Source organism: Kitasatospora sp. NPDC042419 (genome assembly GCF_056437345.1).
On record NZ_JBWKAW010000004.1, the window covers coordinates 1 to 25695 of the forward strand.

24 protein-coding genes and 4 pseudogenes are annotated in these 25695 nt (G+C 73.1%); 15 read left to right on the plus strand and 13 right to left on the minus strand.

The window, feature by feature from the left end; genetic code table 11:
- A partial coding sequence (locus tag AC067J_RS09840) for an ATP-binding protein (RefSeq protein ID WP_478297386.1) occupies positions 1-510 on the minus strand: 510 nt, incomplete at its 3' end.
- 137 nt (positions 511-647) lie between these two features.
- Between AC067J_RS09840 and AC067J_RS09845 the strand changes: the two genes are divergently transcribed.
- The 4 genes from AC067J_RS09845 (at position 648) to AC067J_RS09860 (ending at position 3214) form a co-directional block, all read left to right on the plus strand.
- Positions 648-1529: a helix-turn-helix domain-containing protein gene (locus AC067J_RS09845; RefSeq protein ID WP_478297387.1), complete on the plus strand. Its 882-nt coding sequence runs from the start codon at positions 648-650 to the stop codon at positions 1527-1529.
- A 2-nt stretch (positions 1530-1531) separates the two neighbouring features.
- Positions 1532-1768, plus strand: coding sequence for a DUF397 domain-containing protein (locus AC067J_RS09850; protein WP_478297388.1), 237 nt, complete (start codon positions 1532-1534; stop codon positions 1766-1768).
- 104 nt (positions 1769-1872) lie between these two features.
- The gene (locus AC067J_RS09855) at positions 1873-2841 is read left to right on the plus strand and encodes a DUF4331 family protein (RefSeq protein ID WP_478297389.1); all 969 of its coding nucleotides are present in this window, start codon (positions 1873-1875) and stop codon (positions 2839-2841) included.
- A 247-nt stretch (positions 2842-3088) separates the two neighbouring features.
- Entirely contained in the window at positions 3089-3214 is a 126-nt protein-coding gene (locus tag AC067J_RS09860) for a hypothetical protein (protein WP_478297391.1), read from the plus strand.
- A gap of 220 nt (positions 3215-3434) precedes the next feature.
- On the opposite strand, the gene AC067J_RS09865 is transcribed toward AC067J_RS09860, so the two are convergent.
- The 3 genes from AC067J_RS09865 to amcA all read right to left on the minus strand — a co-directional run bounded on the left by AC067J_RS09865 (position 3435) and on the right by amcA (position 5108).
- Positions 3435-4166: a hypothetical protein gene (locus tag AC067J_RS09865; RefSeq protein ID WP_478297392.1), complete on the minus strand. Its 732-nt coding sequence runs from the start codon at positions 4164-4166 to the stop codon at positions 3435-3437.
- Positions 4163-4861, minus strand: coding sequence for a pentapeptide repeat-containing protein (locus AC067J_RS09870; protein ID WP_478297394.1), 699 nt, complete (start codon positions 4859-4861; stop codon positions 4163-4165). Before AC067J_RS09870 ends, AC067J_RS09865 begins: the two co-directional genes overlap by 4 nt.
- Positions 4862-4925: 64 nt before the next feature.
- Positions 4926-5108, minus strand: a complete 183-nt coding sequence (gene amcA / locus AC067J_RS09875) for a multiple cyclophane-containing RiPP AmcA (RefSeq protein WP_478297396.1) — start codon at positions 5106-5108, stop codon at positions 4926-4928.
- Between amcA and AC067J_RS09880 the strand changes: the two genes are divergently transcribed.
- Positions 5107-5781, plus strand: a complete 675-nt coding sequence (locus AC067J_RS09880; protein ID WP_478297398.1) for a DUF5753 domain-containing protein — start codon at positions 5107-5109, stop codon at positions 5779-5781. The genes amcA and AC067J_RS09880 overlap by 2 nt on opposite strands.
- Before the next feature lie 38 nt (positions 5782-5819).
- Positions 5820-5912: pseudogene (locus AC067J_RS09885) on the plus strand (IS5/IS1182 family transposase); the annotation flags it as partial.
- Between the two features lie 267 nt (positions 5913-6179).
- Here AC067J_RS09885 and AC067J_RS09890 read toward each other — a convergent pair.
- Positions 6180-6275 (minus strand): annotated as a pseudogene (locus AC067J_RS09890) (GNAT family N-acetyltransferase); the annotation flags it as partial.
- A gap of 89 nt (positions 6276-6364) precedes the next feature.
- Complete coding sequence (locus AC067J_RS09895) at positions 6365-6526, minus strand: hypothetical protein (protein WP_478297399.1); 162 nt, start codon at positions 6524-6526, stop codon at positions 6365-6367.
- Between the two features lie 18 nt (positions 6527-6544).
- Here AC067J_RS09895 and AC067J_RS09900 point away from each other — a divergent pair.
- Together AC067J_RS09900 and AC067J_RS09905 are read left to right on the plus strand one after the other, a co-directional pair.
- A pseudogene (locus AC067J_RS09900) lies at positions 6545-6777 on the plus strand (transposase); the annotation flags it as partial.
- A 25-nt stretch (positions 6778-6802) separates the two neighbouring features.
- Positions 6803-7459 (plus strand): SGNH/GDSL hydrolase family protein, encoded by a 657-nt coding sequence (locus AC067J_RS09905; protein ID WP_478297401.1) that lies wholly within the window; start codon positions 6803-6805, stop codon positions 7457-7459.
- A gap of 15 nt (positions 7460-7474) precedes the next feature.
- Here AC067J_RS09905 and AC067J_RS09910 read toward each other — a convergent pair.
- Positions 7475-7612 (minus strand): annotated as a pseudogene (locus AC067J_RS09910) (IS5/IS1182 family transposase); the annotation flags it as partial.
- 263 nt (positions 7613-7875) lie between these two features.
- On the opposite strand from AC067J_RS09910, the gene AC067J_RS09915 reads away from it, so the two are divergent.
- Positions 7876-9693 carry a CocE/NonD family hydrolase C-terminal non-catalytic domain-containing protein gene (locus AC067J_RS09915; RefSeq protein WP_478297403.1) on the plus strand — a complete coding sequence of 606 codons (1818 nt, stop codon included), beginning with the start codon at positions 7876-7878 and terminating at the stop codon, positions 9691-9693.
- A gap of 89 nt (positions 9694-9782) precedes the next feature.
- On the opposite strand, the gene AC067J_RS09920 is transcribed toward AC067J_RS09915, so the two are convergent.
- The 3 genes from AC067J_RS09920 to AC067J_RS09930 all read right to left on the minus strand — a co-directional run bounded on the left by AC067J_RS09920 (position 9783) and on the right by AC067J_RS09930 (position 11756).
- Entirely contained in the window at positions 9783-10118 is a 336-nt protein-coding gene (locus AC067J_RS09920) for a hypothetical protein (protein WP_478297405.1), read from the minus strand.
- Positions 10115-10630, minus strand: coding sequence for an N-acetyltransferase family protein (locus AC067J_RS09925; RefSeq protein WP_478297407.1), 516 nt, complete (start codon positions 10628-10630; stop codon positions 10115-10117). Before AC067J_RS09925 ends, AC067J_RS09920 begins: the two co-directional genes overlap by 4 nt.
- Before the next feature lie 88 nt (positions 10631-10718).
- On the minus strand, positions 10719-11756 hold the full coding sequence (locus AC067J_RS09930; protein WP_478297409.1) for an aldo/keto reductase: 1038 nt from the start codon (positions 11754-11756) through the stop codon (positions 10719-10721).
- A 127-nt stretch (positions 11757-11883) separates the two neighbouring features.
- Between AC067J_RS09930 and AC067J_RS09935 the strand changes: the two genes are divergently transcribed.
- Both AC067J_RS09935 and AC067J_RS09940 read left to right on the plus strand, forming a co-directional pair.
- Positions 11884-12576, plus strand: coding sequence for a TetR/AcrR family transcriptional regulator (locus AC067J_RS09935; protein WP_478297411.1), 693 nt, complete (start codon positions 11884-11886; stop codon positions 12574-12576).
- A 116-nt stretch (positions 12577-12692) separates the two neighbouring features.
- Entirely contained in the window at positions 12693-14489 is a 1797-nt protein-coding gene (locus AC067J_RS09940; protein ID WP_478297413.1) for an immunity 49 family protein, read from the plus strand.
- Positions 14490-14525: 36 nt separating this feature from the next.
- Here the strand turns inward: AC067J_RS09940 and AC067J_RS09945 are convergent, their stop codons facing one another.
- The gene (locus tag AC067J_RS09945) at positions 14526-15041 is read right to left on the minus strand and encodes a DUF2199 domain-containing protein (RefSeq protein ID WP_478297415.1); all 516 of its coding nucleotides are present in this window, start codon (positions 15039-15041) and stop codon (positions 14526-14528) included.
- 82 nt (positions 15042-15123) lie between these two features.
- Positions 15124-15807: an SRPBCC family protein gene (locus tag AC067J_RS09950; RefSeq protein ID WP_478297417.1), complete on the minus strand. Its 684-nt coding sequence runs from the start codon at positions 15805-15807 to the stop codon at positions 15124-15126.
- 184 nt (positions 15808-15991) lie between these two features.
- Here AC067J_RS09950 and AC067J_RS09955 point away from each other — a divergent pair, with 184 nt between their 5' ends.
- Positions 15992-16642, plus strand: a complete 651-nt coding sequence (locus AC067J_RS09955; protein ID WP_478297419.1) for a TetR/AcrR family transcriptional regulator — start codon at positions 15992-15994, stop codon at positions 16640-16642.
- Positions 16643-16674: 32 nt separating this feature from the next.
- On the opposite strand, the gene AC067J_RS09960 is transcribed toward AC067J_RS09955, so the two are convergent.
- On the minus strand, positions 16675-19899 hold the full coding sequence (locus tag AC067J_RS09960) for a putative bifunctional diguanylate cyclase/phosphodiesterase (protein WP_478297421.1): 3225 nt from the start codon (positions 19897-19899) through the stop codon (positions 16675-16677).
- 256 nt (positions 19900-20155) lie between these two features.
- On the opposite strand from AC067J_RS09960, the gene AC067J_RS09965 reads away from it, so the two are divergent.
- The 3 genes from AC067J_RS09965 to AC067J_RS09975 all read left to right on the plus strand — a co-directional run bounded on the left by AC067J_RS09965 (position 20156) and on the right by AC067J_RS09975 (position 25688).
- Positions 20156-23923 (plus strand): thioester reductase domain-containing protein, encoded by a 3768-nt coding sequence (locus AC067J_RS09965; protein WP_478297423.1) that lies wholly within the window; start codon positions 20156-20158, stop codon positions 23921-23923.
- Positions 23920-24762 carry a leucyl/phenylalanyl-tRNA--protein transferase gene (locus AC067J_RS09970; RefSeq protein ID WP_478297425.1) on the plus strand — a complete coding sequence of 281 codons (843 nt, stop codon included), beginning with the start codon at positions 23920-23922 and terminating at the stop codon, positions 24760-24762. The genes AC067J_RS09965 and AC067J_RS09970 overlap by 4 nt, the downstream gene beginning before the upstream one ends.
- A gap of 152 nt (positions 24763-24914) precedes the next feature.
- On the plus strand, positions 24915-25688 hold the full coding sequence (locus AC067J_RS09975; protein ID WP_478297427.1) for a serine hydrolase: 774 nt from the start codon (positions 24915-24917) through the stop codon (positions 25686-25688).
- Positions 25689-25695: the final 7 nt, after the last annotated feature.

Consider the following 25695-nt stretch of genomic DNA (forward strand, 5'->3'; position numbering starts at 1 on the left):
ATTTGACCCAGGAATATCCTCCGAATTCCTCCCGGTTGCACCGGGAATACAGACAGGCGCTTCCAGAGCGCACTCGGCCCACACGGTCTTGGCGCTGGGGTGGCGGGGGAGGGTGCCCCAGCGGTCGGCGAGGGCGTCGACGAGCGTGAGGCCACGGCCCGACTGGGAGTCGGCGGAGCAGGTGGCGGGGAGGACGGGGTGGCGGTCGCCCCGGCAGTCGGAGACCTCGATGCGGAGCACGGTGGTGCGCGACCGGCGCACGGTGGTGAGGGTGAGCGCCAGTTCGAACCCGCGCCCCGGGGTGCGCCCGTGCACGGACGCGTTCGCGGCCAGCTCGGCGACGATCAGGAGAGCGGAGTGATAGCCCTCCGGGGAGAGGGAGTTGACGCCCCAGGCGGTCAGTTGCTGTCTGGCGATCCGGCGGCCGATCGCCGCCCCCTTGGGGGTGGAGGAGAGGAGCGCGGAGTGGGCGCGCGGGGCGTCGTTGTCGAGGGGGAATTCGGACTTCATGAGGTAAATCGTGCGGGCCTGGAAGTACGCTGACCAGGCACCCGGTGAGTACGGAGGGTGCCTGTGCGGAAGCGGATTGTCGGCCTGTCGGTTGGCCTCGGGATAACCGATCAAAGACGCGGTAGTACCGGAACGGGGTGGTCGCAGTGGGTGCGGGCGAGCGGATCGTTTTCGAGGATGGCGACCTGCCGGAGGGCTCCGAGGGCGTTGCGGAGTTCTACAGCGCGGTCGGCAAGCAGATCAAACTCCTGAGGGAGCGCGCTGGGCTGACGCAGCGTGAGATGGCCGAAAGGCTCGGCTACGGCGAGGACCTCATCGGGTCGATCGAGCGGGGCCGGCGGACCCCGCGGGTGGAGTTCCTTGCGGCTGCTGATGAACTCCTGGGCGCGAGCGGGCTGTTGAAGGCCGTCGCGGACGACGTCATGAAGGCTAAGATCCGGGTGAGTACGCGGCATCCTGCGTGGTCGAAGGCCTTCACAACGGAGGAAGCGAAGGCGATCGAGATCCACGACTACAGCACCATGGTTTTGCCTGGGCTCTTGCAGACTGAGGCGTACATTCGGGAGTTGTACGAGATGCGCAGGCCACTTCTGTCCCCGGAGCAGGTCGATCAGTGGGTGGCGGCCAGGTTGGCCCGACGGGAGATTCTCAATCGCTGGCCTCTCCCGGTGATCAGTTGGGTCATCGACGAGAGCGTGTTGCGTCGACCGTTGGGCGGGCTGGAGGTACAGCAGGAACAGCTTGCCCATCTGCTGAAGGTCGGACAGATGCGAGGTCTGGAGCTTCAGGTGATGCCGCTGGGCAGGGTTCGGCATGCCGGAATGGGCGGCTCGTTTACGCTCCTCACTCCGCCCGGGCGTCCGCAGATTGGATACGTCGCCGCTCAGCACGTCAATAGACTGATCACGGATCCCGAGGAAGTCCGTAATATGGCCGCACGGTACAGCAGCATCCGGGCTCAGGCCTTGGGGCTGAGTGAGTCCCTGGCCCTGATCGAGCAGATTCTGGGAGAGCAGTGAGCATGGCCGAGCTGGAGTGGTTCAAGAGCAGTCACAGCACCAATGAAGACGCGAACTGCGTAGAGATCGCTTGGCACAAGAGCAGCTACAGCACCAATGAGGGCGCCGCCTGCGTCGAGGTCGCTGGTGTGACGGCCGCTGTCCTCGTGCGTGACTCCAAGGACAAGTCCGGTCCCCATCTCACCTTCTCCCCGGCGGCCTGGCAGGCGTTCGTCTCGTTCGCCCGCGCCACCGCCTGACCTACCCTCACCACACCCTCGGCCGTCCGCCATCAGGCGGACGGCCGCGGTCTGTACGGGTGTCCTCCCCGTCCTGTACCAGCCGTCCTGGTAGCACTGCGGCCATGTCCCACCACCTCAGCGGTCCGAACCTCCGCTCGCCGCGCGGCGACGCCCGGCTCGACCTCACCGACCTGTTCGCCTTCCCCGCGGCCGGCGCCCTCGGCCGGACCGTCCTCATCCTGGACGCGCACCCGTACGCGACGGTCCCCGGCGCCGCGTTCCACCCCGACGCCGTCTACCGCCTCAACGTCGACACCGACGGCGACCACCGTGCCGACGTCGCCTACTCGTTCACCTTCTCCGCCCCCGACTCCCCGGGCGGCCAGACCGTCACCGTCCGGCGGGCGACGGGCGCGGCCGCCCAGAAGCACGAGGCGGGCGGCGACGTCCTGTTCGCCGACGTCCCGGTGGCCTTCGGCGGTACCCCGCACATCGCCGAGGCGGACGGGCGGCGACTCTCCGTCGGCCTGCGCAGCGACCCGTTCTTCGCCGACCTCGAAGGGATCGTCGACAACTTCACCTGGACGGGCAAGGACGCCATGGCGGAGGCCAACGTCCTCGGCATCGCCCTCGAAGTCCCGGACTCGGACCTCGGCACCGATCCCGAGTTCGGCGTCTGGGCGCGGGTGAGCCTGCACGTCGACGGGCAACTGCTCTCCGTCGACCGGGGCGCCCACCCTTCCCTCACCGCGTACTTCAACGCGGAGGAGGTGAAGGACGCGTACAACGCGGGCGAGCCCGCCGACGACTGGGAGAAGTACCGGGAGCCGTGGACGGCGGTCCTCCAGCACACCGGCGACTACACGACCGAGGCCGCGACGGAGACGCTGAAGCTCGTCCTGCCCGACGTCCTCCGCTACGACCGCTCCCGCCCGGCCGCCTACCCCAACGGCCGCACGCTCACCGACGACGTGACCTCGGCGCGCCTCGCCCTGGTCTCGGGCGGCAAGATCACCTCCGACCACATCCCCCCGCACGCCGACCTGCTCCCCGTCTTCCCCCACCTCGGCCACCCCCACCCGGCCCGCTAGCCGCCTCCACCCGCCCGCTGCCGCCCGTCCACCCGGTCGGGCGGCACCGCTGTGTGCACGGGGTGGCGGCGAATCGGCAAGTGGGCTTCCAGGGCTTCGAGTTCCGCTCCTCACGGCTGCCGTCCGGGCCCTCGATATGCTCGCATCCAGGCGTTTTCCATGGGCGGTGGCGCCGTCGGGATCACCTGCCGGAAGCGGGCCACGGTCCGGCCGAGCACGTCTACGACCGGACCGAGGAGGAGAGCCCGTGAACCACGCGCAGTGGAAGACCCGCCGGACCCGGAAGCTCCTGGGCGAGCCGGTGCAAGAGTCCCAGGCGTACCGGGCCAAGCACCTCGAAAAGGGGCCGGACCTGCTCGAACGCCAGACCTGATCCCGCTCACCGCCCCCGAGATCCGCCGGCTGATCGCCCACCTCGTTCGACCTGTTCGCCGCAATGTCGACCACGTCCTGCACTGGTCCCGCTGGCGTCGCCGACGCCGGCATCAGGCCCGCACCAGCCACTACAAGAGACGAGGCACCAGCCAGAGAGCTGATGCCTCATGACGGTAAGCACCGTTGCAGTACCAAGGTGATTTCGGCGCGCTTCCGCGTCAACTCTTATACGCGGCATTCCCTTGTTCGGGGTCGCCAGTCCGGGCGCCGGGCCCGAAGGTGCCACGGGACCAGCGGCCGAGCCAGAACGCTGCTGCTGACGGTTCGACGCAGTCCTCGGTGGAGCCGTCGTGAGGCAGGTACTCCGTGGGGGCGAGGTAGCCGTCGCCCGGCCCGAGGCGGATGCGCAGGCATGTCAGGGGCAGAGCTGCGGCCACGTACGCGCGAAGGTCGTCGGTGTGGGGGTAGCACGTCGCGTAGTCGGGTCGGGTGGCGCGGCAGATGGCCCGGATGTCGGTGTCGCAGATCAGGAGGTATCGGGTGCCGGGAACCGGGTTCACGCACAGGCGCCGCCTGCCGGTCGCCCGGTGCCGGTAGTCGAGTTTGTCCCAGTTGTCGACGTGCAGGCCGATGCGGCGGCCGTCACGGTAGTTCGGGGTCGTGGTGAGGGCGAGGGCGGGGCTGTCGGCGCGGCCGAGCGCGGTGACGTGCGGCTCGGTGAGCAGGGCCGGGCGGATGTCGGCGGCGCGGACCAGCTCGACCAGGGCGGCGCCGGCCGCGTCGGCCCCGGGTGCCAGGTGCCGGCACAGGGCGTCGCTGAGCGGCTGCCAGGGGCCGGCCGGGACCACCGCGCCGTCCTCGTGGTCGGCTTCGCCGGTGCTGATGCGGACGGCTGCGGACTCGCAGCGTCGGCGGAGCTCGTCGGCGGGCAGGGCGATGCTCAGGCTCACCGGCGACCGCCCGCCGGGGGGTCGTCCAGCTGGTCTCCGAAGACGACTTCCAGCTCGGTGGCCAGGGCGCGTGCGAGTTCGACCTCCTGACCGCGGTCGATGATGACCTTCGCCAGATGCGCTGCTCCCCGCAGCTCGGACAGGTCGTTGCCCCGCAGGTCGAGTTCCTGGTAGGAGCCGCGCTCGAACTCGGCCTGGCGCAGCTCGGTGGCGTCGATGACGGCTCGGCTCAGGTCGCAGCCGGTGAAGGCGGCCTCGGTGAGGGTGCACTTGGAGAAGACGACCGGCCCGGTCGCCCGGACCTGGGTGAAGGAGGAGAAGTCGAGCTTGCAGCTGTCGAAGATGACGTTGTCGAGCACGATGCCGCTCCAGGTCGAGCCCATGAGCTTGCAGTTGCGGAAGACGACGCGGGAGAGCTTGCTGTCGCTCCACTGGGCGGATGCGAGGTTGCAGTCCTCGAACTCCACGGAGTCCGCCCGGACCTGGTCCAGGCGCAGGCGTTCGGCGCGCAGGGCGGAGATGCGGCCGGTGCCGAGGGTGGCGTCGGCCAGCTCCAGGGAGCGCAGGTCCGCGTCGGCGTAGCGGAACTCCTGGACGATGCCGCGCGGGTTGTCGAGGGTGGTGATGTTGGACAGGTAGCCGTCGTCGATGCCGGGCAGGTTGACGGTGATACGGCGGAAGGTGCGGTCGGTCACGGTGCTGCTCTCACTCGGGCCGGGTGCCGGGCCCGCGCGGTGCGGGCCCGGCACCGGCGGGCGGCTACTTCTTGCCCTGCTTGTCCCAGTTGTCCCAGGTCGGCCGGTTGTCGAACGGTGCGGCGTTGGCGTTGTCCCACGTCGGCCGGTTGTCGAACTTGGCGACGGTCGGGCCGGCGGCGGAGGCGTCGATGAGGTCGGTGATCACGGGGGCGCCGGACGCCTCCAGCAGTTCGAGCAGGGTCATGCGGCCTGTTCCTCTCGGACGGTATCGGACAGGGCGACCACGAGGGCCTGCCGCGACACGCGGCAGTAGCTCGTTTCGGTGGTGTCGAAGCGGCCGGTCTCGAAGTACCGGTTGCCGGCCTGAGCTCCCCGGCGCCCTCGACCTGTACCGCCGCACACGCCACTTCCGCGTCTACGCCCACCGCGTAGTACCCGGCATGCTCCAGACCCGCGAGTACACCCGGGCGGTGCTCACCGCCGTACAACGCGCCCGCGGCACGGAAGGCGACGTGGACGCCGCACTCGACTCCCGCATGGACCGGCAGGCGATGCTCCACCGCAGCCGCCGGCGCACCTTCGCGATCCTGATCGAGGAGTCGGTGCTCTACACCGGCGTCGCCGACACCGCGACGATGGCGGGCCAGCTCGGCAACCTCATCGAGTTCAGCACCCGGCCCGCCGTGAGCCTGGGCATCATCCCCTTCCACGCCGGTCGGCGACGCTCACCGGCAGAGGACTTCTACATGTTCGACGACACGCAGACCTCCGTCGAACTGGTCAGCGGCTACCTGCGGTTGACCCAGCCCCACGAGATCGGCGTCTACGCGCAGGCGTTCGCCGACTACTCCGAGATGGCGCTGTTCGGGCCGGAGGCGCGCCGCAGGCTCGCGTCCGCGCTCAAACGCTACCGGTGAGCGCGCGCAACTACTCGACGGCCCGCTGCGGTGAGGCGGTGCGGGTGGTGCGGGAGCGGGGTGGCAACGGGCCGGGCGGCGGCAGGGCGTGGTGCCTGCCGCCGCCCGATCGGGTCCTGCCGGTGGCCGTGCAGGCCGTCGCACACATGCACAACCTCGCCCGAACCGCATGAAACCAGCAGGCCGGACCACACCGACCTGCCCACACCCAGACTTCTGCAACAAGCTTTAGAAGACATCTCATTTGGATGGTCGTCGGGTGCAAATGAGGGCTGCGGCGATGCTGGCGAAGGCGGCCACGTGCACCCCGACGTTGCTAGGCCGTGTTTTGGGGCGTGTATCGAAAGCACGGACAGGCCGGGCGGGGTGAAGTCCCGGTCCGGCCCGTCCGCTCTCTGCTAAAGGTCGAGCTGATACTGGTGTGTCGTGTGCGTGGGTGTGTAGCCGGGACCGTCGTTGACCCGTCGCATGTGCGCGTTGCTGTCGGCGGTGTCAGGTCAGGAAACCGACCCCTGACCTGACACGAATCTCTGAGACGGCGAAACGCCGCGGCATGCCGGGGCGTTTCGTGCGTGCGCTCGGTTCAGCGCAAGCCGTCTGTGTCGTCGTGCTCTTCGCCGACTGGGAGTGGCAGACGGTCCTCCCCCGGGTCATCGCTGTAGATGGCCGCGGAGACCGCGCTGTCGTAGGCATCGTCGAGGCCGTTACCGCTTGCGCCGAGTATGTTCTCCCAGTCAATTCCCATACCTACGAGCCTACCCGTCTGGGCAGGTCCCGGGGCGGGTTCACCACGAAGATCCATCTGGCGTGCGAGCAGGCCGGAAACCGTTGTCGCTGCTGGTCACGGCAGGCCGGCGGGGCGACAGTCCTCAGTTCGAGCCGGTCCTGAAAGCGATCCGGGTTCCCAGGCCCGGTGCTGGCCGGCCACGGACTCGCCCGACCCGCCCGCTGCGGGTGCGGGGAGACAGGGCGTATTCCTCTCGTGCGAACCGCGCGTAGTCGACTGCTGCGCACGTCTGCGATGGACAGCGAGAGGGGCTGGTGCTTCCAGGCGAAGGAGAACTATCCCGCCGTCGCCACCCGGAGTCTGGCCGACAAGAACATCACGCTCGACGTCCAGGTGGACGTCTCCTGCGGAGGCTCCCTCGTCCACCACTTCTGGGAGAAGCAGGAGCTGCCCTTCGGCGCCGGCGAGCTCCCGCCGCAGCAGGACGCGCTCAAGCAGGACACCCAGCTGACCGTGGGAAGCCTGGGCGGCAACACGGTGGGCTTCAACCGCATCCTGAAGCAGTGCTCCGACGAGCTCCGGAACCCCTCTCTGCTGCCGGGAGACCCGGTGGACAAGGACGAGCCGGCCGCCAAGTGCGGTGAGTTCTTCGAGACCGGGGACGGAAAGCGGTGGCTGGACGATCAGTTCGAGCGGGTCGGTGGGGAGCTGGAGGAGCTGCTCGACCGCATCGGCTACTTCGCCCCCATTGCGAAGCGTGTCCTGGTCGGCTACCCCAGGCTCGTGCCCGAGGACACCGCCAAGTGCCCGACCGCGGCGCCCGGTCAGACGAAGCTGCCGTTCGACTCCAGGAGACTTGCCTCAACTCGCCCTCGCCGTCGCACGGTGCGCCTGGCGGCACCCACCTCGAACGGCTCCGCTCAGCACCGTCCCAGCCGGCGGACCACCTGATAGAGCAGGGCCTGGGAACACGATCGCCGCCAGCACCTCGCGATCCCCGTGGCGCTGCCGGCCACCACCCTGCGGGCGCACCGGAGCGTCCGGCACCACCAACTGGAACAACTCCCACAGCTCGTCCGGCACCAGCCGCTCAACGATCAGCACACGCGGCGTCTGCTCAACCCGCCCAAATGAGGTGTCTTCTTAGCATGCTCACGCCGTCGCGTGGGGGAATCGCCGCGGGGTCAGTCGTATTTTCACTCCTCCCAGTGAATATGAAGCGGCATCAGTTTCCGCGCGCCCAGGGTGACAAGGATGTCGTTCGGCGCCTGCGGGGCCGTGCCCGCCCGGGCCGGAGCGTCCCGCGCCGCCTCCGGGGGTCTGCCCCCGGGAACCCGTATCCGTTACCGAACCGAGGGTGGTTCCGCATGACTGCATCCGGTGGAGAGCCGACTCCGTCGATCACCGACGCGACGCTCGACGACATCGCGGCCAACGGCTTCTGGGGCCCCGACCTGAAGGTCAACCAGGCCGCCGTCGACACGGCCAGGGCCCTGCTCGCCGCCCTTCAGGGCGAGGCGGGCGGGACACTCCCGGCGGGACTGTCGAGCCTGGTGGACGAGGTCCGGCAGCGGTCCGCGATCGGCCTGCCGCAGATCGCCGTCTCGGAAGAGGTCCGGCTGTCGGCCTTCTCCATCAAGCTGAGCGGCACGGAGCCGCGTCCGCTCGTGGTCCTGCCCGCCGGGTGGAACCCGTTCGGCTGGCTGCCGTTCCTGTACGCGTACCTCACGCTGGCGCAGCGCGGTTACCACGTGCTGGCCTACACGCCCCGGGGGCTCGGCACCCCGGGGCTCGTCTCGACGTCCGAGGGCTTCATCGACGTCGCCGGGCCCAAGGACGTGGCCGACGGGTCGGCGGTGATCGACTACGCGCTCTCGCAGTTCGGCGACGCTGTCGACCCGCAGCGGATCGGGTTCCTCGGCGAGTCCTACGGCTCCGGGATCAGCCAGCTGGTCGCCGCCCACGACCAGCGGGTCGCCGCCGTCGTCGCGCTGAGCACCTGGGGGAACCTCGCCACCAGCCTGTACGACAACGGCACCCAGCACCTCAAGGCCGTCGAGGCGCTGATCGACTTCACCGGAGGCACGCTGGAGGAGAAGTTCGACGAGGAGGCCCGGCGGATCCTCACGGACTTCCTGAACGGCGAGAACCTCGACAGCGTCGTGGAGTGGGGCACGGTCCGGTCCCCGGAGGCCTACCTGGAGCTCACCAACGGGCGGCACGTACCGACCTTCTTCTCCAACACCTGGCACGAGACCCTCTTCCCGGCCGGCCAGACGATCGACCTCTTCACCCGGCTCACGGTGCCGAAGCGGCTGAACCTGTGGATCGGCGACCACGGTGCCCCCGAGGGCCCCGGCCTGGCCGGCCTCCCGACCGGCCTGCCCTTCCCGGGCCTGCGGGAGCCGATCCGGGAGGCGTACGACTGGCTGGACCACCACCTGCTCGGTGTCGCCAACGAGGTGCCGACCTGGCCGCAGGTGAGCACCCAGGTCATGTTCACCTACCGGACCACCCCGCTCCCGGGCGGAAACAACCTGATCGTCGCCCCGGCCCGCCGCGAGGAGCACGCGACGTGGGAGGACGTCAGCTCCGGCAGCGAGCGGTGGTACCCCACCGCCACCGGCGGGTCCGGCGACGGTGCGCTGACCACGACCCCGGCGGGGGACTGGGAGCGGGACTTCGCGGCCGGTGAGCTGACCACCGCCACCGCGGTGGACGCCCTCCTGCAGACCGGCCAGAAGGAGTGGTACGGCAACCCCAAGACCTACGACCTCGCGAAGTTCGAGCGGCAGCAGCTGCTGGTCTGGTCGAGCGAGCCGCTGACCGGCCGGGACGGCGTCGCCCGGCCCATCCGCGGCGCAGCGGAGGTACGCCTCACCGTCCGCGGCACCGGGAAGGCCACCACTCTGGTGGCCTACCTGTTCGACGTCGCTCCGGACGGCACCGCACGGATCATCACGCACGAGCCGTTCACCGTGTCGGAGCTGCAGACCGGCGAGGACCGCACCGTCCGCTGGCGGCTCCAGCCCACGGCCTACGACCTGCCGAACGGCCACCGCCTGGCCCTGGTGGTCAACAGCCGCGACCAGCTGTACTCCTTCGCGGGCAAGGAGGGCAGCACCACCACCGTCACCTCGGCGGCCGACGGCGCGGCCGCCTACCTGGACCTGCCGCTCGGCTGAGCGTCGGGGTGCGCGACCGCGGTCGCACCGGAGCGGGCCGGCGCTGTGCGGCGCCGGCCCGCTCCGGCGGTCGGGTCCCGCGTCTCCGGTCAGGCGGCCGGCTGGACGCCGAGGAGGACGTCCCCGGCCCGTACGTCGACACCGTCCGGACCGGTGCCGAGCCCCGCGCCCGCCCCGGCGAGGAGCAGGCGGGCGCCGTGCGGCGGATCCAGCTCGTCGACGGCGAGGGCGGGGTAGCGCCGGATCTCCACGAGGGAGAGCTCGACCGCGTCACCCCGCCGGTTCGTGCAGTGGAACCGCGCACCGAGGCGCGTGGGCTCCACGCACCGCACGACGACCGCGAGGTGGTCCGCGTCCACGGCGTCCACGTCGATGACGTGGACGCTCGGTGCCGGTCGCGCCGGTCGCGGCGCGGGGACGCTCATCCGGCGCTCACCGGCTTCGCGAGGACGCGCTCGCGGCTGACGCCGTCCGGGAGGAGGTCGCCCTCCTCACCGGTGTCGGTGAAGCCGCGCCGCTCGTAGAGGGCGATGGCGCGTTCGTTGTCCGGCATCACGGCCAGCCGCAGGGAGGTGCGGCCCTGCGCGGCCGCCCAGGCCTCGACCTCGGCGACCAGCAGCTCGCCGACGCCCCGCCCGCGCGCCGCCGGGCCGACCCACATCGAGATCAGCTCGGCGCTCGCCGGGTCCGGCTTCCCGTCCGCGTCCTCGCCCGGCACGCCGCTCGCCATCCCGGCCGGCACGCCGTCGACGAACGCGACCAGGTCGCGGGCGCCGGGGATCTCCAGGCGGGAGCGCCACCGCTCCTCGCGGTCGCCCTCGCCCTGCCAGTCGGCGAGGGTGGAGCCGAAGGCGTAGGGCGCCTCGGCCAGGGCGGCCAGGCGCAGTTCACGCCAGAGCGGCCAGTCGTCGGAGGTCAGTGCACGCAGTTCGATCATGCGGGCGACTCTGCCCGAGGTGACGGCCCTCCGACAACCGGGTTTCGGCGGGCAGTGGCACCGGCGGGCCCGCCCGCTCCCCGGTCCCTCAGCCGGCCAGCGGCGGGTTCAGGCGGGCGAAGCCCTCCTGGCGGCGGTACGGGAAGTAGGGGTACGGGGCGGTGCGGGCGCTCGCGGTGTCGAGGCGGGCGACCTGCTCCTCCGTCAGCTCCCAGCCGACCGCGCCGAGGTTCTGCCGGAGCTGTTCCTCGTTGCGGGCGCCGATGATGACGGACGAGACGGTCGGCCGCCGCAGCAGCCAGTTGATCGCCACCTGCGGGATGCTGCGCCCGGTCTCCTTCGCGACGTCGTCGAGCGCGTCCACGACGTCGAACAGCAGCTCGTCGTCCACCGGCGGGCCGTAGTCGGCGGTGTCGTGCAGGCGGCTGCCGGCCGGGATCGGGGCGCCCCGGCGGATCTTGCCGGTGAGCCGGCCCCAGCCGAGCGGGCTCCAGACCAGGGCGCCGACGCCCTGGTCGTGGCCGAGCGGCATCAGCTCCCACTCGTAGTCGCGGCCGACCAGCGAGTAGTAGACCTGGTGGGCGGCGTAGCGGGGGCGGCTGTGGGTGTCGGCGGCGGCGAGCGACTTCATCAGCTCCCAGCCGGAGAAGTTGGAGACGCCGGTGTAGCGGACCTTCCCGGCGCGGACCAGGTCGTCCAGGGTGGCGAGCACCTCCTCGACGGGGGTGGCGGCGTCGAAGGCGTGCAGCTGGAAGAGGTCGAGGTAGTCGGTGCCGAGGCGGCGCAGGGCGGTGTCGACGCTGGTGATCAGGCGGGCGCGGGAGGTGCCGGCGTCGTTGGGGCCGTCGCCGGTGGGCAGTCCGGCCTTGGTGGAGATCAGCACCTGGTCCCGGCGGCCCTTGACCGCCTGGCCGAGCACCTCCTCGGAGGCGCCGTCGGAGTAGACGTCGGCGGTGTCGAACATGGTCAGGCCGGCGTCGATGGCGACGTCGAGCAGGCGGCGCGCCTCCTGCGCGTCGGTGGTGCCCCAGGCCCCGAAGAGCGGGCCGCGGCCGCCGAAGGTGCCGGTGCCGAGCGAGAGTGCGGGGACCTTGAGACCGGACGCCCCGAGCTGGCGGTACTCCATGGTGGTGCTCCCTCCGCGCCCCGGCGGCGCGCCTGTTCGGCTGGCGACCGCTAACGGGACTGTGGTTCCGTTAAGATGCCTTGACCCTAGCACCATGCCAGCCACTAACGGAACAGGAGTCCCGTTAATGAACCCGGAGAACGCCACCCCCGACGCCCCGGGCGCACCCGACACCCCCGACGCCCCGGACACCCCGACCGCCCCCGGCACCGCCGGTACCCCCGGCACCCAGAGGCCCGGCGGCCGGACCGCCCGGGTCCGCACCGCCGTGCTGCGGGCCGCCGAGGACGCGCTCGTCGAGACCGGCTTCGCCGGCCTCGACCTCGGCGACGTCGCCCGCCGGGCCGAGGTCGGCCGGACCACCGTCTACCGCCGCTGGGGCTCCACCGGCGCGCTGATGGCCGACCTGCTCGCGGACATGGCCGAGCAGTCCCTGCCCCGCGCCCGCACCGGCTCGCTCCGCGAGGACCTGCGGACCAACGCCCGGCTCGTCGCCCGGACCCTCGCCGACCCGCGCCAAGGCGCGCTGTTCCGCGCCGTGCTCACCGCCGCCACCTGCGACGAGGCGGCCGCCGAGGCGCTGCACCGCTTCTACCGCGTCCGGGTCGCCGAGTGGGCGCCCTGCGTGGCCGAAGCGGTCGAGCGCGGCGAACTCCCGCCCGGCACCGACCCGGCCGAGGTGGTCCGCGCCGTCTCCGCCCCGCTCTACTACCGGATGCTGACCACCGGCGACCCCCTCGACGAGGCCGCCGCCGACCGCGCCGCCGACGCCGCCGAGGCCGCCGCCCGCGCGGGCGCCTACCTGCGGCCGCAGGCGTAGCCGCCGCCGGCCCGGCCGTGCCCCGCCGGTCCCGGCCTCCGTGACCGGCCCGGCCCGGCCGGTGTCGGACGGCGCCCGTAGGCTGACGGGCAGTTCAGTGAGCAAGGAGCAGGGCTGTGCGGATAGAGCGTCACCAGGTGGGCGAGGCGTTGCTTTCGGCGACGCGCGAGGACTTCACGAACCGGATCGGGCGGGAGGTCCGCTCCATGTCGAAGGCCGGGCCGATCACCACCGGCGAATGGCAGTACCTCGCCGAGGAGTTCCTGGAGTACCTGGGCGCCCTCTCCGCCGAGCGGCCCGCCCTGGACGACCCGGAGGCCAGGGCCGTCCTCAAGGACGCCACCGAGGCCGCCGCCGGCGCCGTCGCGTACGCGGCGTACTTCCCGCACGTCGACTTCCACGTCTTCCTCGACTACGTGAACTTCGGGATGAGCTACGAGCCGCGCGAGGAGGACCATGGGCAGGGCCGCAACGAGGTCGCCCCCCACGAATGGGTCGACGCGTTCTGCCTCGCGATCCTCTCGGGCAAGGCCGAGTACCACGGCGAGGCCTTCTGCTTCGCCCGGCAGAAGTTCGGCCCGGCCCGGGAGGGCGACCCCGTCGCCGAACTCGCCACCGGCCTCCTCGCCCAGGCCGTCGGCGTCCTCGACGACGAGGACGCGTCCTACCCGCCGAGCCGGCGGGAGCGGCTCGCCGCCGTCGACACCGCGCTGGAGCGGGTCCGCAGGCGCGGCGAGGCGACCGGCGAGGACCTGCTCGACCGGCCGCACGCCGTCGCCCTGCGCACGCTGCGCGCCCTCGTCGCCGGGGACCGCGAGGCGTTCGACGCCGGACTGACCGGGCTCCTGCTCCGGCAGAGCCGGACGAACCCCGTCCACGCCCAGCCCGGCAGCCTCCTCCCGCTGGTCCCGCTCGCCCTCGCCGCGCTCGCGTACCGGGGCCCGGGCTGGTGGCCGGCCGCCGACACCGACTACCTCCCGCGCGCCCTGGTCACCGGCTTCGAGACGCCCGGCCCGCGCGTCGGGCCGTTCGGCCGGGACCGCCGCCCGGACGCGGTCGCCGCCCTGGCCGCCCGGCCCCTGACGATCGACCGGCCGGGCGAGCCGCTGCCCGTCTCCCCGGACGGCGCGGAGTTCGTCACCCGGCAGATCGAGGAGGCGTTCACCCCGGTCGACGGGAAGCCGCTCGCCGTGTGGCGGCTGGCGAGCGCGGCCCGCTACGAGGAGATCTTCCTCAAGACCCGCGCCTCGCAGGCGGCCGACGTCACGGAGGACGACCTCGCTGCGCTGCGCCGGGCCTCCCGGATGAGCGCGGCCGTGTTCCGGACGGCGCTCGCCGAGCCGGGCAGCGAGGTGGAGGTGGTGATCGACGGCCGGACGCTGCGCTACCCCGCCACCTGTCGCGAGGAGGAGGCCGGCCCCTGGGCCTGGTGCGACGCGGTCGCCCTCGCCCTGATCTCCGGCGCGCGCGAGGACCTCGCCCCGCTGGTCGTCGCGGGCCCCGACGTGGCCCGCCCGGACGGCGCCCCCCGCTCGGCGTTCGCCTCCTTCCCGGGGGCCCTGCACGACTACCTCCGGGGCGAGGACCCCGTCCCGGCGACGGAGCGGGCCCTGGCGGAGGTCGAGCAGGGGAAGGACTGGGGCTTCTTCCCGCCGCCCGTGACGCTCTTCTCGCAGCTGGTCGACGGCGACGAGGAGAGTTTCAACCTGGCCCTGGCGGACGCGCTGGAGGCCCACCGCGACCACTACCTGGTCGCCGACCGCGCGGACAGCTGCGATTCGGCGCTCGATCTCCGGGTGCTGGGGCTCGCCTGCCACGCCCGGCGCCGGGGCTGGCGGATCCGGGTCGAGTCCCCGTACCTGCCGCCGCGGGTGCTGGCCGCGGCCGAGCCGTTCCGGGCCGCCGGGCGGTAGTGCCCGGCACCGCGCACGGGGGCCTCCTCCGGGGTGTCAGCCCCGGAGGAGGAGGTCCGCGAACTCCTGCACGCGGGCGGTGGTGATGCCCTCGCGCTGCTCGACCGCGAGGGGGTGGTCGGTGGGCTCCAGCTCGATCAGCGGGCGCCGGCCGACGGCGCGGGTGCGGACGTGGGTCTTGAGCATGAGGGTGGAGTCCGGATAGGCCGGCAGCTCGGTGAAGAGCCAGCCGAAGTACGGGGGCTCCTGCTCGCGTGCCGGGTCCTCCCACAGGTCGTGCGTCCGGGCGAAGTTCGCCTCGCTGAGGGAGACCCAGACGCCCCAGGAGAAGGTGTCGCCGCTGTCGCGCACCGGTATCTCGATCAGGCCGTGGACGAAGAAGTCCCGGCCCTTGATCATGCACTGGTCGGCGGTCAGCTCGCTGTCGCGGCGCCGTGCGTAGCGGGGCTTCCAGCCCTCCGGAGCCGGAGCTCCGTAGGACAGCGGCGGGCCGTCCAGCTGTTCCGCGCAGCAGGCGCACGTGTGGTGGTGGTCGGCAGGGTCGGCAGGCATGCCGCAGAGCCTAACCTGCTGGTCAGCGGCACCGCCCCGGACGCCTCCCCGGGGGGAGGGCCGGGGCGGTGGACGGCGGGGCTCAGTGCGCTCCGCCGTGGGAGCGGGCCTCGGCGGTGGTCTTCAGGTCGAGCAGCCACGACTCCAGGCCCTGGCGGAGGACCTCGGTCGCGAACGGGACGTTCGCCTCGACCTGGGGGCCGCTGTGGGTCTCCTCGGTGGTGACGCGGACACCGCCGCCCCGGAGCGCGGTGAAGGTCCACACGTGCACGCCGTCGACGCGCAGCCCCTCGGCGAGGGCGGGGCCGGTCCAGCGGATGCACGAACCCGGCGCGATCTGCCGGACGGTGGAGGTGATCTCCAGGCTGGTGGCGGGGGTCGCGGGGTTGGGCGGCAGCGGGGTCGTCCACCGGAAGGCCGAGCCCTTGTGGAAGGGGCCGTGGTCGAGCCGCTCGACGCTCCGGACGGGGGCCTGCCACGCGGGCCAGCGCTCGACGTCGGTCTGGAGCTTCCAGACGGTGCGCAGCGGCGCGTCGATCACGATCCCGGTCCGGTGGCGGACGAGGGCGTCGGGGTCGACGCCCCTGCCCTGGCAGGTGAGGGACCGTGCGTGCGCCGGGGTGGCGGCGCCGGCGGGTGCGGCGGCGGTGCCGAGCAGCGCGGCGGCGAGCGGAACGGTGACCAGAGCGGTGCGGAGGCGGGTGACATGGGTGCGGGTGACGTGGGTGCCGGTGCTGCGGGTGCCGGTGCTGCGGATGCCGGACATGGGATTCCCCTCGGGTGGTCGGGGGAGTGCTGGGCCCGGACCCCGCGCTCCCGTGCTGAGCTAGATGCTCATGCGTTCGTTAGAAGTTGTAACGCAATGCGGAGGGCGGAGTCAACGGGTTGCGTGATAGCTTCTAACCAATCCTTGAGCATCTAGCTGTGCAGGGACGGGAAGGCGGCAGGTCATGGCGAAGGCGGGCGCGGACACCCCCCGGGAGCGCTACCGGGCCCAGGTGCGCGCGGAGATCACCGAACGCGCCTGGGAGCAGATCGCCACGGCGGGGGCGTCCGCGCTCTCCCTCAACGCGATCGCCAAGCAGATGGGCATGAGCGGGCCGGCGCTCTACCGCTACTTCGCCAGCCGGGACGACCTGATCACCGAACTGGTCCGCGAGGCGTACCGGAGCCTCGCCGACACCCTCCGCACGGCCGCCGCGACCGGGGCCGACCTGGCCGGACTGGCCCACGCCCTGCGCGGCTGGGCCCTGGCCGACCCCCAGCGGTACCTCCTGATCTACGGCACGCCCGTCCCCGGCTACCGGGCGCCCGAGGACGTCACCGCCGTCTCGAACGAGATCATGACGACCCTGCTCGACGCGTGCGCGGCGCTCGTCCCGGACGGCCCGGCGACGCCGTTCGGCACCTACCTGGAGGACCACCGGGGCTGGGCGGGCGGCCACCCCGCCGCACCCGGGGCGCTGCACCGGTTCCTGACCTTCTGGACCCGCCTGCACGGAGTGCTGTCCCTGGAGCTCGCCGGCCACTTCGCCGGGATGGGCTTCGATCCCGCCGTGCTCTTCGCGGCCGAACTGGACGTGCTCGCGCACCGGCCCTGAGCCCGCGCGGGGGCGGCGGTCCGAGGCCGCCGTCACTCGGTGCGGCGGACCGGCTCGGGCTCGGGCGGGGCGGCCGCGTCGGCCGGGGCGACCGGGGAAGCGGCGGAGGCCGGGGCGGGCCACTCGGCGATGAAGGCGCGGGCCTGGTCGGGCGTGAGCGGGTGGGCGAAGAGGTAGCCCTGGCCGAGCGGGCAGCCCATGGCGGCGAGCAGGTCGCGCTGCTCGGGGTTCTCGATGCCCTCCGCGATGACCTGGACGTCGAGCGTGTCCGCGATCCGGGTGATGCCCTCCACCAGCGCGTACTGCTGCGGGGAGCTGCCGAGGCCGTCGATGAAGGACTTGTCGATCTTGAGGATGGAGATCGGGAACTCCCGCAGGTACGACAGCGAGGAGTACCCGGTGCCGAAGTCGTCGATGGCGATGCCGACGCCGAGCTCGGCCAGCGTCCGCATGTCGGTGTGGACGCGCCCGTCGCGGCGCATCAGCACGGACTCGGTGAGCTCCAGCACCAGCGACTCGGCGGGGATCCCGGAGGTCCGGACGGCGCCGCGCACCACGTCGACGAAGCCCGCGTCGCGGAACTGCCGGGCGGAGACGTTGACGTTGACCCGCAGCGGGGGCCGGCCGCCGACGGCGCGGTCGGAGGAGCTCTGCCGGTGCCAGGCGGCGGCCTCCTGGGCGGCGCGCTCCAGTACCCAGGCGCCGAGCGGCACGATCTGTCCGCTCTCCTCGGCGAGGGCGATGAACTCGTCGGGCAGGACCATGCCGCGCCGGTCGTGCGGCCACCGGACGAGCGCCTCGAAGGCGACCAGGTCGCCCGTCGCCAGGTCGACGATCGGCTGGTAGTACAGCCGGAACGCGGATTCGGCGATCGCGGTGTCCAGGTTCTCGTTCAGCTCGTGCCGCTCCACCATCCCGGCCTGCAGCGCGGGCTGGTACGGGCACCACTGCCGCTTTCCGGCCGCCTTCGCCGAGTACAGCGCCAGGTCGGCGTGGCTGAGTAGCTCGGTGGTGTCCACGCTGTCCTCCGTGGTCGCCACCCCGATGCTGGCGGTCACCCGGACCGCGCCCGCGCTCAGCTTGAACGGCTCCCCGAACGCGGCCAGCACGGTGTCCGCGATCCTGCCCACGTCGGCCGGGCGCACCGCGTCCTCGACCAGCACCGCGAACTCGTCGCCGCCCAGCCGGGCCGCCGTGTCGGAGGTGCGCAGCGCGGTGGAGACCCGCAGCGAGACGGCGACCAGCAGTTCGTCGCCGACCGCGTGCCCCTGGGTGTCGTTGACCATCTTGAAGTCGTCCAGGTCGATGAAGAGCACGCCCGTGACGGCGCCGCTGCGCTCGCCCCGGGAGAGCGCGTGGCCGACCCGGTCCAGGAAGAGCACGCGGTTGGCCAGGCCGGTGAGCGAGTCGTGGAAGGCGCGGTGGGTGAGCTCGCGCTCCATCTGCCGCTGGTCGGTGACGTCGCGCAGGGTGAGCACCAGACCGCCGACGGTCGGGTCGTCGCGCAGGTCGTTGCAGCGGACCTCGGCCTCGATCAGGGTGCGGTCGGAGCGCAGCAGCCGCCAGTGCTCACGCTGCGTGTCGCCGCCGGACCGGCTGCCGGCGCCGTCCGGGCCGCGCATCCGGGCCAGCGCGCCGCCGACGGCGCGGCTGTCCTCGGGCGGGACGAGGTCGGTGATCAGGGTGCCGTTGAGGTCCGGGTAGCCGAGGACGCGTTCGGCGGAGGAGGACGAGGCGTAGCGGACGGAGTCGTCGGAGTTGAGGATCAGGATGACGTCGCTGGCGCTCTGAACCAGGGTCCGGAAGTAGGCCTCGCTGTTGCGGCGGTTGATCTCCTGGCTCAGCGTGACGCGTTCGACGGCCAGGGCGGCCTGGGCGGCCAGGATCTCCAGCGAGCCCCAGAGGCTGGTCAGCTCCTGTTCGGTGCCGGTGACGATGAGCGCGCCGATCAGCGGGTCCCCGGAGGGGCGTTCGGCGAGCGTGAGCGGGCAGAGCAGGGCACTGGGCATGCCGTCGAACCGGGCGGCGAGGTCGGTGCCGACGGCCTCGACGGGCAGCAGCCTGGTCTCCCGGTAGGCGGCCAGGGCGAGCACCTCGTCGGAGTCGCCGCCGTCGATCGGGTGGTGGCCGGCGCCGCGCTGGGCGTGCCGGACGTGCAGCACGCCGCCCTCGGTGACGGCGAGCAGGGCGACGTGGCCGTCCTCGGTCGGCATCAGCGTGGCGGCGGCGGCCTGCACGGCGTCGGCGACCTCCTCGACGGTGACCGCCGCGGTGAGCGAGGAGCCGGCCACGCGCAGCGCGCGTTCGCGCGCGACGGCCTGCCGCCGGGCCCGGACCACCACGGCCAGCCGGGCCAGGACGAGCAGGTAGATGACCGCGGAGAAGGCGCCGATGACACCGGCGTTGCTGGTGTTCCCGCTCAGCGACTCGACGATCAGGATGGTCGGCGCGATCAGCGAGGCCAGGGTGAGCAGGGCGAGCCGCCCGGGGCTGAGGTCGGGCTGCTGGCTGGGGATGGGTCTGGTCAGTTCGACCATCGACGGGTGCAGCGCCGCCGCGCCCCAGGCGGTGTAGAAGGCGGCCCAGCCGAGGTCGACGGGGGTGCCGATGTGCCAGTTGCCGTGTAGCAGGATCAGGCCGTACGCGACGTCGGAGAGCAGCAGGCCGACGGTGCCGACGGCGAGCAGCTGGAGCGAGCGGCTGAACCCGCCGCGCGGCACCACCAGCCGCAGCAGCAGGGCGAGGACGACCACGTCGCCGAGCGGGTAGGCGATGGCCACGGCCTTCTGGAACCAGGTGAGGTCCGGGTTCCGGGTGTACGGGAGGATCAGGTAGATCCAGGCGAGCAGCGCCAGGCCCATGGTGAGGATGAGCGCGTCGAGCAGGCTCGCGCGGTCCTGATGCGCCGTCCGCCAGCGGATGAAGCCCAACACGCCTGCCGCGTACAGCAGGTACTCGGCCAGGTAGAAGCCGTCGGCGACGGACGGGAACGGGCTTCCCAGGTGCAGGAACTGCATCTGGATGACCTGCACCACCTCGCCCGCGGTGAAGCTGAGGTTGGCGAGCGCCAGCAGGTACCAGAACAGCGCGTGGGACGGGCGGTTGAGACGGACGCCGACGACGATGGCGGCGACGCCGCCGAGGCCGATGCCGGTCCACCAGATGATCCGCTGCGAGGGGTTGGTGTAGTAGACGGCGGTGAACACCACCATCCACGCCAGGTAACAGGCCATCAGGCGTTGTCGCCGACGAGTCAACGGGGCTACCTCCTCCACGACATCACCCCGCCGGTCGGGCGGGGGAGTTCGGGCGAGGACGGGGCGGTCGGGCCGCCCGTGAGCGGTCACCCGCGGTGACGGGCGGAGGGTCTTCGGGGCCTTTCCGGTCTTTCGGGCAGGGGCTCACGAGCGTCCGAGCGGCATTCGGTCGGACGTTTGAAATGAGCCGTGAGTGCGTATAGTCGGAAATGTCGCACCTCCCAGCATTCTGCCGCCACAGCACGAGGTCAAGCCGGTGGATGATGCAGCAGACAGCGCGCGGGGCGCGCGCTCGGAGGCGAACTCCGGGCGTCACGCCGTGCTCTGCAATCAAGACGGTCAGTATACGATCTGGCCCGGTGACTTCACGGTACCCAGCGGATGGCGCACCGTGTTCGGGCCCGCCCGGCATGAGGAGTGCCGCGCCTACGTCGAACGCGAGTGGCGCTGGGCCGGGCTCGGCCTGGCCGGCCACGGGCCGGACGGTTCCGGGCCGGAGGGTTCCGGGCCGGAGGGCGCCGGGGAGGGCTCCGCCGGGGCCGGTTCCGCCGGAACCGGGGCGGACGGTCACCGGGCGGACGGCCCCGACGCCGCCCGCGCACCGGCCCGCGCGGGCTTCACCGACACCGTGCACGGACTGTTCCGGGCCCGCGCCGCGCACGATCCCGACGCCCTCGCCCTCCTCACCGACGAGGGCGACACCCTCACCTACCGTGAGCTCGACCACCGCAGCGACCGGCTGGCCGCCGCCCTGCGCGCCCGAGGCGTGCGGGCCGAGCGGGTCGTCCCCGTCTGCCTGGAGCGCGGCGCCGACCTGGTGACCGCCTGGCTCGGCGTCCTCAAGGCCGGCGGCGCGTTCCTGCCCCTGGACCCGGTCCACCCGGAGCGGCGGCTGGCCGCGCTGGTCGAGGACTGCGGGGCGGACGTGGTCGTCGCGGAGGAGGGGCGGGAGTTCCCCGGCGTGCAGGTGCTGGGGGCCGACGCCACCGGCTCGGCGGGGCCCGGGGAGGTCGCGGGGCCCGAGGGCCCGGCCGTACCCGAGGACCTCACCGTCCCGGACGACCTCGCCTACCTGATCTACACCTCCGGGACCACCGGTACCCCCAAGGGCGTCCCGGTCACCCACCGCTCCCTGGTCTTCACCCTGGACCGGGTCATCGACGCCTACGGACTCACCCCCCGGGACCGCGTGCTGCAGCTCGCCGCCATCGGCTTCGACACCTCGCTGGAACAGGTCTTCGCCGCCCTCGCCGCCGGCTCCACCCTCGTCCTCGGCGGCGCCCGCACCTGGGCACCCACCGAACTCGTCCACCGGATGCGCGAACTGGCCCTCACCGTCGCCGACCTCACCCCCGCCTACTGGCACCACGTGCTCGGGCTGCTCCCCGCCGGCGGGCCCGCGCCCGAAGGGCTGCGCCTGGTCGTCGTCGGCGGCGACACCGTGCACGCCGACGACTGCCGGACCTGCCTGGACCGGCTGCCCGGCGTCCGGCTGGTCAACGCGTACGGCGTGACCGAGGCCGCGGTCACCTCCACCCTCTGCGAGGTCACCCCCGAGGTGCTGGCCGCCGGCATCCACGGGGCCGCCCCCCACCCGTCGTCGGCCCGGCCCCCGGTACCGGCCCGGCCCCCGGTGGCGGACGGGTCCCCGACGGCGGACGGGTCCCCGGCCCCCGACGGGCAGGCGCGGTCCGACCGGCAGCCGCCTTCGGGCAGGCAGGCGCCGTCCGTCCGGCACCCCGGCGGCGTCGCCGCGCCCGTCCCGATCGGCCGGCCGCTGCCCGGCGTGCGGGTGCACGTCCTGGACGCCCGGCTCAGCCCCGTCCGGCCCGGTGAGAAGGGCGCGATCTACCTCGGCGGGCCCGGACTCGCCCGCGGCTACTGGAAGTCACCCGGCCTCACCGCCGAGGCCTTCCTGCCCGACCCCTACGCGGCCGTCCCCGGCGAACGCATGTACCGCACCGGCGACGCGGGCCGCTGGCGCGCCGACGGCCTGCTGGAGATCCTCGGCCGCTTCGACGACCAGGTGAAGGTCCGCGGCTACCGCGTCGACCCCACCGAGATCGAGTCCGTCCTCGCCGCCCACCCCGACGTCCGGCAGGCCCGGGTAGCCGCCGACGACAGCGACGACGGCGCCCACGTCCTCACCGCCTACTACACGCTCGGCGACCGCGGCGCGTCCGGCGCCCGCGCCCGGCGCCGCGAGATCCGCGCCTACCTGGCCGAACGGCTCCCGGACTTCATGGTCCCCGCCGAGTTCGTGCTGCTCGACTCCATGCCGCTCACCCCCGCCGGAAAGATCGACCGGCGCCGACTTCCGCACACCCGGCCGCAGTTGCAGCGCCGCGACGGCGAAGGCCCGGAGGAGCCCGCCGAGGGACCGCAGGTGTCCGCCGACGGCGGCCGCGCGACCGGAGGTACGGACGGCAGTGCGGGCGGCGGCGTGAACGGCCGCCGCGCGAACGGCGGAACCGCGGCGGGCGGTGGCGCCGCCGACGCCGTCGAGACCGGCATCGCCCACCTCTGGTCCGAACTCCTGCGCGTCGAACAGGTCGGCCCCGGCGACGACTTCTTCGACCTCGGCGGCAACTCCCTGCTCGCCATGGAGATGCTCGCCCGGGCCCGCATCATGTTCGGCATCGAGGTCACCCGGATCCGCCGGCTCACCCGCTCGCTGCTCCGCGACGCCACCCTGCGCGCCTTCGCCGACGCCACCCGGGCCGCCCGCGCCGGCCACGACGACCCCGGCGGCCCCGGCGGGACCGGCGGGAGCGACGGCCGGCCCGGGAGCGGCACCGGCCGCACCACCGTGGACTGGACCGCCGAAGCCCGGCTCGACACGCCCGTCCGCCAGTCCTGGCACCCTGCGCCCTCCCGCGCCGAACCCGCCGAGATCCTGCTCACCGGCGCCACCGGCTTCTGCGGCGCCCACCTCCTCGACACGCTGCTGCACGCCACCGGAGCCCGCATCCACTGCCTCGTCCGCGCCCCGGACGAGGAACACGCCCTGGAACGCATCCGCGCCGCCCAGCAACGCTTCCTCCGGCACGACCTCGCCGACCGCCGGGTGGTCCCGCTCGTCGGCGACCTCGCCGAACCGCTGCTCGGCCTCACCCAGCACCGGTTCGAGGAGCTGGCCGGCAGCCTCGACGCGATCCACCACCTCGGCGGGCAGGTCAACTTCATCTATCCGTACCACCAGTTGCGCGGCCCCAACGTCGGCGGCACCCGCGAGGTGGTCCGGCTCGCCGGGCACTCGCGCGGCGTACCCGTCCACTACCTCTCCACCCTCGCCGTGCTCGCCGGATTCGGCCCGGCCGGCGTCCGCGAGGTCACCGAACGGACCCCGCTGGCCCACCCCGACAAGCTCGCGGTCGGCTACGTGGAGAGCAAGTGGGTGGCCGAACGGCTGCTGCACAACGCCGCGGCGGCCGGGCTGCCGGTCACCGTGATGCGCACCAACGACGTCACCGGGGACCTCGCGGGCGGCGTGATGAACACCGGCACCGAACTCTGCGCGCTGATCAAGTACTTCGCGGAGAGCGGGAGCTACCCGGACGTCCGGCTGCCGCTCGACTTCGTCCCGGCCGACCGGTTCAGCCGTGCCGTCGCCCACATCGTCGCCCACGCGCCCGCCAACGGCGAGGTCTACCACATCACTTCACCCCGGCCGGCAGGCCTCGCCGACCTCGCCGACCGGCTCCGCGCGCGCGGCTACCCGGTGGACGAGGTCCCCTACGACGAGTGGGTCCAGGAACTCGTCCGGTTCGCCGCCGGCCACCCGACCCACCCGATCACCCCGTTCGTGCCGCTCTTCGTCGACCGCGCCCCGGGCACCGAACTCTCCATCAGCGAGATGTACTTCCGCCCGACCTTCCCGCTCTTCGACCGGGCCAACACCGACCACGCCCTCGCCGGCAGCGGCATCCGGCTGCCCGCGGTGGACGCCGAACTGCTGGACCTCTACCTGGCGCAGCTGACCGCCGAAGGCTTCCTGACCCCGCCGCTGGGGGCGGCGCGGTGACGGCGGCGGACCCCGGCCGGGGAACCGGACTCCCGGCGGAGACGGGCCCGTTCGACGCCGTCGACGTCGAGCGGGCGCCCGCCGACGGCCCGGCCGCGTTCGGCGGCACGCTGGAACCGGAGACGGTCCTGGCCGCCTACCGGCGCGGGCTGTTCCCGCTGCCGGCCGCCGACGAGTACGCGAGCGCCTTCAACGAGGCCCGGTACGAGGACGCGGTCGCGGCCGGGGAGGTGGCGCTGCTGCCGGGCCCCGACCACCAGGACCCGTACGCGCTCGCCTGGTGGTCGCCCGACCCGCGCCCGGTGATCGCCCCGCAGCAGGTCCGCCTCGGGCGCAAGCTCGCCCGGCTGCTCCGCAACCGCCTGGGCTGGTGGACCACCGCCGACCGGGCCTTCGAGGAGGTCCTCGCCGCCTGCGCCGAGGGACGCGAACCCCCCTGGCTCACCGCGGGGCTGCAGGACGCCCTGGCCCGGCTGCACCGGCTCGGCGCGGCCCACAGCGCCGAGGTGTGGGAGGGGGAGGAACTGGTCGGCGGCGTCTTCGGCATCGTGACCGGCCCCGTGCTCAGCCTCGACTCGATGTTCCACCGCCGCCCCGACGCCGCCCGCGTCGCCGTCGCCGACCTCGCCGCCCGCTTCGCCGCCGCCGGCGGTCGCCTGCTCGACGCCCAGTGGGACTCCCCGCACGTCCGCACCCTCGGCGCCACCCCCGCCCCCCGCGCCCACTACCTCGCCGAACTCGCCCACCAGACACGGACGGAAGCGCTCGACACCGGCGCCCACCCGGCGGCCCGGCTGACTCCGAAGCTGCCCCGGCACGGCCACCACCACCGGGGCTGACCCGGGCCCGACCGGCGTGACCGGCCCGGCGCGACCTGACCGGTCCGGCGCTGCGCCGGGCCCGGACCGGCGGACGCCGACACCGCCGCCGCCCGGGTCGCCCCGGCGCGACTCCGGTTTCGCGGCCCCCGCGGCCGGGAACGGAGCCGACCATGTTGTCCGTGGTGGTGGCCCCCTGGGGCGGTGATCCGGTGTTCGTGCGGGCCGGGGACGAGCCGCACGACGCGGCGAGCACGATGAAGGTGGCCGTGCTGGCCGCGCTCCACCGCAGCGGGGCGGACCTGGACGCCCACGTCCCGGTCGAGAACGCCTTCGCCTCCGCGGTGGGCGGCGGGTTCGGCAACGACCCGGACTGGGACAGCGACCCCGTCCCGTGGAGCCTGCTCGGCCGGACGGCCCCGCTCCGGCTGCTCGCCGAGCGGATGATCACCCACTCCTCCAACCTCGCCACCAACCTCTGCCTCGCCCGCACCGGCCACGCCGCCGTCGCGGAGGCCTGGCGCCGCGCGGGAGCCACGCACAGCTCCAGCCCGCGCGGCATCGAGGACTACCGGGCGCGCGACGCCGGGCTGCACAACCGGGTGACCGCCCGCGACCTGGTCCGCCTCCTCCAGTCCCTCGACGGCGAACCGGAGTTGCTCGCCCTGCTGGAACGCAACGCCTTCCGGGTCGACCTCGCGGCCGGCCTGCCGCCCGGCACCCGGGTGGCGTTCAAGAACGGCTGGTTCCCCGGGGTGCGCCACAGCGTCGGCCTGGTCCACCCGGACGACTGCCCGCCGTACCTGCTGGCCGTCTGCTACACCGGCCCGCTGGCCTCCGGGGCGGACGAGGCGGAGGCCGATCCGGCGGCGCGGCTGGTGGCCCGGATCTCGGCGGCGGTCTGGACGCGCCGGCACGCCGTCACCGGTCGCGCCGTCGGCGGGTAGGCCGCCG

Coding starts and splice junctions, on each gene's coding strand:
- amcA (WP_478297396.1), bottom strand. CDS start 5,108: ATGACCCTGCTCGAACTGCTGGAGGCGTCCGGCGCCCCCGTGATCACC.
- AC067J_RS09950 (WP_478297417.1), bottom strand. CDS start 15,807: ATGTCCGGCATCCGCAGCACCGGCACCCGCAGCACCGGCACCCACGTC.
- AC067J_RS09920 (WP_478297405.1), bottom strand. CDS start 10,118: ATGAGCGTCCCCGCGCCGCGACCGGCGCGACCGGCACCGAGCGTCCAC.
- AC067J_RS09930 (WP_478297409.1), bottom strand. CDS start 11,756: ATGGAGTACCGCCAGCTCGGGGCGTCCGGTCTCAAGGTCCCCGCACTC.
- AC067J_RS09935 (WP_478297411.1), top strand. CDS start 11,884: ATGAACCCGGAGAACGCCACCCCCGACGCCCCGGGCGCACCCGACACC.
- AC067J_RS09925 (WP_478297407.1), bottom strand. CDS start 10,630: ATGATCGAACTGCGTGCACTGACCTCCGACGACTGGCCGCTCTGGCGT.
- AC067J_RS09955 (WP_478297419.1), top strand. CDS start 15,992: ATGGCGAAGGCGGGCGCGGACACCCCCCGGGAGCGCTACCGGGCCCAG.
- AC067J_RS09880 (WP_478297398.1), top strand. CDS start 5,107: ATGCGGCCTGTTCCTCTCGGACGGTATCGGACAGGGCGACCACGAGGG.
- AC067J_RS09855 (WP_478297389.1), top strand. CDS start 1,873: ATGTCCCACCACCTCAGCGGTCCGAACCTCCGCTCGCCGCGCGGCGAC.
- AC067J_RS09895 (WP_478297399.1), bottom strand. CDS start 6,526: ATGGGAATTGACTGGGAGAACATACTCGGCGCAAGCGGTAACGGCCTC.
- AC067J_RS09915 (WP_478297403.1), top strand. CDS start 7,876: ATGACTGCATCCGGTGGAGAGCCGACTCCGTCGATCACCGACGCGACG.
- AC067J_RS09850 (WP_478297388.1), top strand. CDS start 1,532: ATGGCCGAGCTGGAGTGGTTCAAGAGCAGTCACAGCACCAATGAAGAC.
- AC067J_RS09905 (WP_478297401.1), top strand. CDS start 6,803: ATGGACAGCGAGAGGGGCTGGTGCTTCCAGGCGAAGGAGAACTATCCC.
- AC067J_RS09975 (WP_478297427.1), top strand. CDS start 24,915: ATGTTGTCCGTGGTGGTGGCCCCCTGGGGCGGTGATCCGGTGTTCGTG.
- AC067J_RS09945 (WP_478297415.1), bottom strand. CDS start 15,041: ATGCCTGCCGACCCTGCCGACCACCACCACACGTGCGCCTGCTGCGCG.